Below are 7487 nucleotides of genomic sequence, written 5' to 3' on the forward strand. Positions count from 1 at the left end.
GTTGTACGCAGGTCAGCATCTCGCTGACCCGGCAATCCATCGATCATCGCTACACATATGAATTTAGCTCAAGGGCATACGCGGGGCTGCGAACCAGAGCGTTCGGGCCGCCGGTACTGGAGAAAGAAAGCATGAGCAACTGGTTAGTAGACAAACTGATCCCTTCGATCATGCGTTCCGAGGTCAAGAAGAGCTCGGTGCCTGAAGGTCTGTGGCACAAATGCCCGTCTTGCGAGGCGGTGCTGTATCGTCCGGAGCTGGAAAAGACCCTGGACGTTTGCCCCAAGTGCAACCACCACATGCGTATCGGCGCACGCGCGCGCATCGACATCTTCCTCGACGCTGAAGGTCGTGCCGAACTGGGCGCGGACCTGGAGCCGGTTGACCGTCTGAAATTCCGTGACGGCAAGAAGTACAAGGATCGCCTGACCGCTGCGCAAAAGCAGACCGGCGAAAAAGACGCACTGATCTCCATGAGCGGCACCTTGCTGGGCATGCCGGTCGTGGTGTCGGCTTTCGAATTCTCCTTCATGGGTGGCTCGATGGGTGCCATCGTCGGTGAGCGCTTTGTGCGCGCCGCCAACTACGCCCTGGAAAACCGTTGCCCGATGATCTGCTTCTCCGCTTCCGGCGGTGCACGGATGCAGGAGGCGCTGATCTCCCTGATGCAAATGGCCAAGACCTCCGCGGTGCTGGCACGTCTGCGCGAAGAAGGCATTCCGTTCATCTCGGTGCTGACCGACCCGGTCTACGGTGGTGTTTCCGCCAGTCTGGCGATGCTCGGCGACGTGATCGTCGGTGAACCGAAAGCCCTGATCGGTTTCGCCGGCCCGCGCGTGATCGAACAAACCGTTCGCGAAAAACTGCCGGAAGGCTTCCAGCGCAGCGAGTTCCTGCTGGAGCACGGCGCGATCGACATGATCATCCCTCGTCAGGAACTGCGTCCGCGTCTGGGCAACCTGCTGGCACAACTGACCGGCAAGCCGACACCTAAATTCGTCGCCGCACCAGTCGAGCCGATCGTAGTCCCACCGGTACCTGCGAACCTATGATCGAGCGCACCCTTGGCGAGTGGCTCGCCTACCTTGAACAGTTGCATCCTTCGGCCATCGACATGGGGTTGGAGCGTTCGCAACAGGTAGCGTCCCGCATGGGGCTGGGCAAGCCGGCGCCTCGGGTGATCACGGTCACCGGCACCAACGGCAAAGGGTCTACCTGCGCATTCGTGGCTTCATTGCTGCGGTCGCAGGGCCTGAACGTGGGTGTCTACAATTCTCCGCACCTGCTGCGTTACAACGAGCGGGTGCAGGTCAATGGTGTCGAAGCCACTGACGCGCAGCTGTGCGAAGCCTTTGCCGCGGTCGAGGCGGGTCGCGGCGAAACATCCCTGACTTACTTCGAAATGGGCACCCTGGCGGCGTTCTGGCTGTTTCAACAGGCCGGTCTCGATGCAGTGGTGCTGGAAGTTGGCTTGGGCGGGCGCCTGGACACGGTCAACGTGGTGGATGCCGATATCGCGCTCGTCACCAGCATTGGTGTCGACCATGCGGATTACCTGGGTGATACCCGCGAATCCGTGGCTTTCGAAAAGGCCGGAATCTTCCGCCAGGGCGCTCCTGCACTGTGCGGCGATCTGAATCCTCCTCAACCTCTGCTGGATAAGGCGCGCGAGCTCAATTGCCCGTTTTTCCTGCGTGGGCGCGATTTCGACCTCGGTATCACCGATTACAACTGGCAATGGCGCGGCGTTGATGCTCAAGGGCGTGCGGTCGAATTGCACGATCTGCCATTGCTCGATCTTCCGATGGAAAACGCCGCACTGGCGTTGCAGGCTTACCTTCTGCTCGGTTTGCCTTGGGTGGATGCGCAGATTATTGAAGCGTTGAAAGCAACGCGGATCGTCGGTCGTCTTGATCGTCGGCAGTTTGACTGGCAGGGCAAACGTCTGAATCTGCTGCTGGACGTGGGGCACAATCCTCACGCGGCAGAGTATCTGGCTCGGCGTCTGGCCAGTCGACCGCCGGCCGGCAAGCGTCTGGCGGTGTTCGGGTTGTTGGCGGACAAGGACCTGGATGGTGTTGTCGGCGAATTGAATGCTAGTGTCCAGCATTGGGCCGTCGCGCCGCTGGATTCGCCGCGGGCACGGCCGGTAGCTCAGTTGCACGCAGCGTTGCAGAACCTTGGCGCCTCGGTTACGTCCTATGACAGCGTGGCCGCGGCCCTGGAAGGGCAGTGCGCGCAGGCGACGAGCGACGACGAGATTCTGTTGTTCGGATCATTTTATTGTGTCGCCGAGGCCCTTGAGTGGCTGGCCCGGCACTCCACGGAGGAAGCGGCAAATGGCTTTGCTGGATAAGGCGTACAAGCAGCGCATGGTCGGTGCCCTGGTGCTGGTGGCGCTGGCGGTGATTTTCTTGCCGATGCTGTTTTCCCGTCAGGACGAACAGCGCCAGGTAAGGGTCGACGCGCCTGCCGCGCCGCATGCCCCCTCGATCCCGCAGGTGCAGATCGAGCCGGTCGCGGTGCCTGAACCGCAGGCATTGCCGCAAGAGCCTGTGCCAAGCGACGATGAAATTGCCGAGCAGCAAGCGCCGTCGGCACCGATTGCGCCAACGGCTCCCGTAGCGCCAGCGCCGCCGGCTGTCAAACCAGTCGCGCCGCCAGCAGCGCCAGTTGCCAAGCCTGTGCCGGCACCTGCCCAGCCAATCGCGGTTGCACCGACCAAGCCGGTCGCTACTCCAAGTCGCGTCGATGCCAATGGCCTGTCGGTCAGTTGGTCGGTGCAACTGGCTAGCCTTGCGAGCCGTGAGAGCGCTGAAAGTCTGCAGAAAACCCTGCGCAGCCAGGGCTATAACGCCTATATCCGTTCCTCCGATGGCAAAAATCGGGTGTTCGTCGGGCCGCTGATCGAGCGTGCGGAAGCCGATCGTCTGCGTGATTTGTTGAGTCGCCAGCAGAACCTCAAGGGTTTTGTGGTGCGTTTCCAGCCTGAGCGCGGCTAAATCTATCGCCCCGATTTGAAAAGCACTGACAATCTCAGCTTACCGACAGCCATGGGCTCTGCTAAAATGCGCCGCCTCATCTGTCTGTAGGCTGCACTGTGCCATTTACCTGGGTTGACTGGGCGATCGTTGCAATCATCGCCATCTCCGCTTTGATCAGTCTGAGCCGCGGCTTCGTCAAGGAAGCACTCTCGCTGCTGACCTGGATCATCGCAGGAGTCGTTGCCTGGATGTTCGGTGGTTCATTGTCCGAGTACCTGGGCGGATATATTGCTACGCCGTCGGCGCGTGTGATCACGGGCTGTGCCATCATGTTTGTCGCCACTTTAATCGTAGGCGCAATGATCAATTATCTTATCGGCGAGTTGGTTCGCGTCACCGGGCTATCCGGGACCGATCGATTCCTCGGCATGGCTTTCGGCGGGGCGCGTGGCGTGTTGCTGGTGGTCGTGGCGGTCGGGCTGTTGAGCCTGGGGCCGGTACAGCAGGACGAGTGGTGGAAAGAGTCACAGCTCGTGCCAAAATTTCTATTGGTCGCAGACTGGTCCAAAAACCTGATCCTCGGGTGGAGCAGTCAGTGGCTTGCCAGCGGAATCAGCGTACCCGCTGATATTCCGTTCAAGGAGCACCTCTTGCCGACGGCCAAAACGCCTCAGTGAGTTGTGTTCAGTTCAGATCCATTAAGTAGGGGTTGCGTCGCATGTGTGGCATCGTCGGTATCGTCGGTAAGTCGAACGTCAATCAGGCGCTGTATGACGCGCTAACCGTCCTCCAGCACCGCGGCCAGGACGCTGCCGGTATCGTGACCAGCCACGATGGCCGGTTATTCCTGCGCAAGGACAATGGCTTGGTGCGTGACGTGTTCCATCAGCGTCACATGCAGCGCCTGGTCGGCCACATGGGCATTGGCCATGTGCGTTATCCGACCGCGGGCAGCTCGACCTCGGCCGAAGCTCAACCGTTTTACGTCAACTCGCCGTACGGCATCACCCTGGCGCACAACGGTAACCTGACCAACGTTGAACAATTGGCCAAGGAGATTTACGAATCTGACCTGCGCCACGTCAACACCAACTCCGATTCGGAAGTGCTGCTCAACGTGTTCGCACACGAGCTGGCCCAGCGTGGCAAGTTGCAGCCGACTGAAGAAGACGTGTTCGCGGCCGTCACCGACGTGCACAACCGTTGCGTCGGTGGTTACGCGGTCGTGGCGATGGTGACCGGTTATGGCATCGTCGGTTTCCGCGATCCGCACGGCATCCGCCCGATCGTTTTCGGTCAGCGTCACACCGATGAAGGCGTCGAGTACATGATCGCCTCCGAAAGCGTTTCGCTGGACGTGCTCGGTTTTACCCTGATTCGCGACCTGGCACCCGGCGAAGCGGTCTACATTACTGAAGACGGCAAGCTGCACACCCGTCAGTGCGCGACCAACCCGTCGCTGACCCCGTGTATCTTCGAACACGTCTACCTGGCACGTCCGGACTCGATCATCGACGGCGTTTCGGTTTACAAGGCCCGCCTGCGCATGGGCGAGAAGCTCGCCGAGAAGATCCTGCGCGAGCGTCCGGACCACGACATCGACGTGGTCATCCCGATTCCGGACACCAGCCGCACCGCGGCCCTGGAGCTGGCGAACCACTTGGGCGTCAAGTTCCGCGAAGGCTTCGTGAAGAACCGCTACATCGGTCGGACCTTCATCATGCCGGGTCAGGCTGCGCGGAAAAAATCCGTACGCCAGAAGCTCAACGCCATCGAACTGGAGTTCCGCGGCAAGAACGTGATGCTGGTGGACGACTCCATCGTTCGCGGCACCACCTGCAAGCAGATCATCCAGATGGCTCGCGAAGCCGGCGCCAAAAACGTCTATTTCTGCTCGGCGGCCCCGGCCGTGCGTTACCCGAACGTCTACGGCATCGACATGCCGAGCGCTCACGAGCTGATCGCCCACAACCGTTCGACTCAGGACGTGGCCGACCTGATCGGTGCTGACTGGTTGATCTATCAAGACCTGCCTGACTTGATCGAAGCGGTCGGTGGCGGCAAGATCAAGATCGACAAGTTCGATTGCGCGGTGTTCGACGGCCATTACGTCACCGGCGACGTCGACGAGGCTTACCTGAACAAGATCGAGCAGGCACGTAACGATGCCTCCAAGGTCAAGACCCAGGCAGTCAGTGCGATCATTGATCTGTACAACAACTGAGTAACTACCGGCCCTGAGGGGCCGGTTTTGTATCTACTAAATAAAGAGCAAGGCAAGGAGTGACAGCATGAGTCAGGATTGGGATGCCGGTCGGCTGGACAGCGACCTCGAAGGCGTAGCGTTCGATACCCTGGCCGTACGTGCCGGTCAGCACCGCACGCCGGAAGGCGAGCACGGTGATCCGATGTTCTTCACTTCCAGCTACGTATTCCGTACCGCCGCCGACGCGGCTGCACGCTTTGCCGGTGAAGTGCCGGGTAACGTTTACTCGCGCTACACCAACCCGACCGTGCGCGCGTTCGAAGAGCGCATTGCCGCGCTGGAAAGCGCCGAGCAAGCCGTGGCTACGGCGACTGGCATGGCCGCGATCATGGCGGTGGTAATGAGCCTGTGCAGTGCCGGCGATCACGTGCTGGTGTCGCGAAGCGTGTTCGGCTCGACCATCAGTCTGTTCGAGAAATACTTCAAGCGCTTTGGCATCGAAGTCGATTACGTAGCGCTGGCGGACTTGTCCGGCTGGGATGCGGCGATCAAGGCCAACACCAAACTGCTCTTTGTAGAGTCGCCGTCCAACCCGCTGGCCGAGCTTGTGGATATCACCGCGCTGTCGGAAATCGCTCACGCCAAGGGCGCGATGCTGGTGGTCGACAACTGCTTCTGCACGCCTGCACTGCAGCAGCCACTAAAGCTGGGCGCGGACATTGTCGTGCACTCGGCGACCAAGTTCATCGACGGCCAGGGTCGTTGCATGGGCGGTGTCGTGGCGGGTCGCAGCGAGCAGATGAAAGAAGTCGTCGGTTTCCTGCGCACTGCCGGGCCGACCCTGAGTCCGTTCAATGCCTGGATTTTCCTCAAGGGCCTGGAAACGCTGAGCCTGCGCATGAAGGCGCATTGCGCTAATGCCCAGCAACTGGCTGAGTGGCTGGAGCAGCAGGACGGCATCGAGAAAGTCCATTACGCCGGCCTCAAGAGCCATCCGCAGCACGAACTGGCCCAGCGTCAGCAGAAGGGTTTCGGTGCGGTCGTGAGTTTCGAGGTCAAAGGCGGCAAAGAGGGCGCCTGGCGCTTTATCGATGCGACTCGCCTGATCTCCATCACCGCCAACCTGGGCGACAGCAAAACCACTATCACGCACCCGAGCACCACCTCTCATGGCCGTCTGGCGCCGCAAGAGCGTGAAGCTGCGGGGATCCGTGACAGCCTGATCCGCATTGCGGTCGGTCTGGAAGACGTGGCCGACCTGCAAGCCGATCTGGCGCGCGGGTTGGCTGCCTTGTGATCGAGTTGTCGACGCCGACCACGGGTACCCATGGCCGCGTCGCGCTGGTCACCGGTGCCGCGCGCGGCATTGGCCTGGGCATTGCGGCCTGGCTGATCAGCGAAGGCTGGCAGGTGGTGTTGACCGATCTGGATCGCGAGCGTGGTTCGAAAGTGGCGAAGGTGCTCGGCGAAAACGCCTGGTTCATCGCCATGGACGTCGCGAATGAAGCGCAGGTGGCGCTGGGTGTGGCCGAGGTGCTGGGGCAGTTCGGGCGTCTGGATGCGCTGGTGTGCAATGCGGCGGTGGCCGATCCGCACAACATCACCCTGGAAAGCCTCGACCTGGCCTACTGGAATCGGGTGCTGGCGGTGAACCTCAGTGGGCCGATGCTGTTGGCCAAGCACTGTGCGCCGTACCTGCGCGCTCACAGCGGCGCCATCGTCAACCTGGCCTCGACCCGCGCCGCGCAGTCGGAACCCGACACAGAGGCTTATGCGGCGAGCAAGGGCGGCCTGTTGGCCCTGACTCACGCCTTGGCCATCAGTTTGGGGCCAGAGATTCGCGTCAATGCGGTCAGTCCCGGCTGGATCGATGCACGGGATCCAGCGGCACGGCGCGCCGAACCGCTGACTGACGCTGATCATGCGCAGCATCCGGCGGGCAGGGTAGGGACCGTCGAAGACGTGGCTGCGATGGTGGCCTGGTTGCTGTCGAAGAACGCTGGTTTCGTCACGGGCCAGGAGTTTGTGGTCGATGGTGGCATGACCAAGAAGATGATTTACAGCGAGTAACCCAGTGTGGGAGCGGGCTTGCTCCGGGCGGCGATCCGACTAAAGCGGTCTGACTGCGTATGACACGATTTTGTTTTTTTCAGAAAAACTTCAAGCGGGGTATTGACTTAGCTTCGGTACCTGCGTAAATTTCGCGGCCTCAGAGATGCAAAGGGTGATTAGCTCAGCTGGGAGAGCGTCTGCCTTACAAGCAGAATGTCGGCGGTTCGATCCCGTCATCACCCACC

7 protein-coding genes and 1 tRNA gene are annotated in these 7487 nt (G+C 60.9%); all 8 read left to right on the forward strand.

All coding sequences use genetic code 11. The features are described from left to right. Nucleotides 1–131 precede the first annotated feature (131 nt). The 8 genes from accD to AC1RL4_RS13515 all read left to right on the forward strand — a co-directional run bounded on the left by accD (nucleotide 132) and on the right by AC1RL4_RS13515 (nucleotide 7485). Entirely contained in the window at nucleotides 132–1052 is a 921-nt protein-coding gene (accD, locus tag AC1RL4_RS13480; protein WP_007935172.1) for an acetyl-CoA carboxylase, carboxyltransferase subunit beta, read from the forward strand. Further along, on the forward strand, nucleotides 1049–2356 hold the full coding sequence (gene folC, locus AC1RL4_RS13485; protein WP_230172729.1) for a bifunctional tetrahydrofolate synthase/dihydrofolate synthase: 1308 nt from the start codon (nucleotides 1049–1051) through the stop codon (nucleotides 2354–2356). Before accD ends, folC begins: the two co-directional genes overlap by 4 nt. Then, a complete protein-coding gene (locus tag AC1RL4_RS13490) occupies nucleotides 2340–3002 on the forward strand; it encodes an SPOR domain-containing protein (RefSeq protein ID WP_019582125.1) in 663 nt (220 codons plus the stop codon). Before folC ends, AC1RL4_RS13490 begins: the two co-directional genes overlap by 17 nt. Nucleotides 3003–3100: 98 nt before the next feature. Beyond that, nucleotides 3101–3661 carry a CvpA family protein gene (locus AC1RL4_RS13495; protein WP_018928089.1) on the forward strand — a complete coding sequence of 187 codons (561 nt, stop codon included), beginning with the start codon at nucleotides 3101–3103 and terminating at the stop codon, nucleotides 3659–3661. Between the two features lie 41 nt (nucleotides 3662–3702). Next, a complete protein-coding gene (purF, locus tag AC1RL4_RS13500) occupies nucleotides 3703–5208 on the forward strand; it encodes an amidophosphoribosyltransferase (RefSeq protein WP_018928088.1) in 1506 nt (501 codons plus the stop codon). A 67-nt stretch (nucleotides 5209–5275) separates the two neighbouring features. After that, nucleotides 5276–6487 carry an O-succinylhomoserine sulfhydrylase gene (locus AC1RL4_RS13505; RefSeq protein ID WP_018928087.1) on the forward strand — a complete coding sequence of 404 codons (1212 nt, stop codon included), beginning with the start codon at nucleotides 5276–5278 and terminating at the stop codon, nucleotides 6485–6487. Further along, a complete protein-coding gene (locus AC1RL4_RS13510; RefSeq protein WP_008007225.1) occupies nucleotides 6484–7260 on the forward strand; it encodes an SDR family oxidoreductase in 777 nt (258 codons plus the stop codon). Before AC1RL4_RS13505 ends, AC1RL4_RS13510 begins: the two co-directional genes overlap by 4 nt. 152 nt (nucleotides 7261–7412) lie before the next feature. Continuing rightward, nucleotides 7413–7485: transfer RNA gene (locus AC1RL4_RS13515), tRNA-Val, on the forward strand. Nucleotides 7486–7487: the final 2 nt, after the last annotated feature.

Source organism: Pseudomonas sp. GW822-FHT07A10, assembly GCF_058798795.1.

What these genes read in the sequence shown, in the direction of transcription:
- accD (WP_007935172.1), top strand. Translation starts at nt 132, where the DNA reads ATGAGCAACTGGTTAGTAGACAAACTGATCCCTTCGATCATGCGTTCC.
- folC (WP_230172729.1), top strand. Translation starts at nt 1,049, where the DNA reads ATGATCGAGCGCACCCTTGGCGAGTGGCTCGCCTACCTTGAACAGTTG.
- AC1RL4_RS13490 (WP_019582125.1), top strand. Translation starts at nt 2,340, where the DNA reads ATGGCTTTGCTGGATAAGGCGTACAAGCAGCGCATGGTCGGTGCCCTG.
- purF (WP_018928088.1), top strand. Translation starts at nt 3,703, where the DNA reads ATGTGTGGCATCGTCGGTATCGTCGGTAAGTCGAACGTCAATCAGGCG.
- AC1RL4_RS13505 (WP_018928087.1), top strand. Translation starts at nt 5,276, where the DNA reads ATGAGTCAGGATTGGGATGCCGGTCGGCTGGACAGCGACCTCGAAGGC.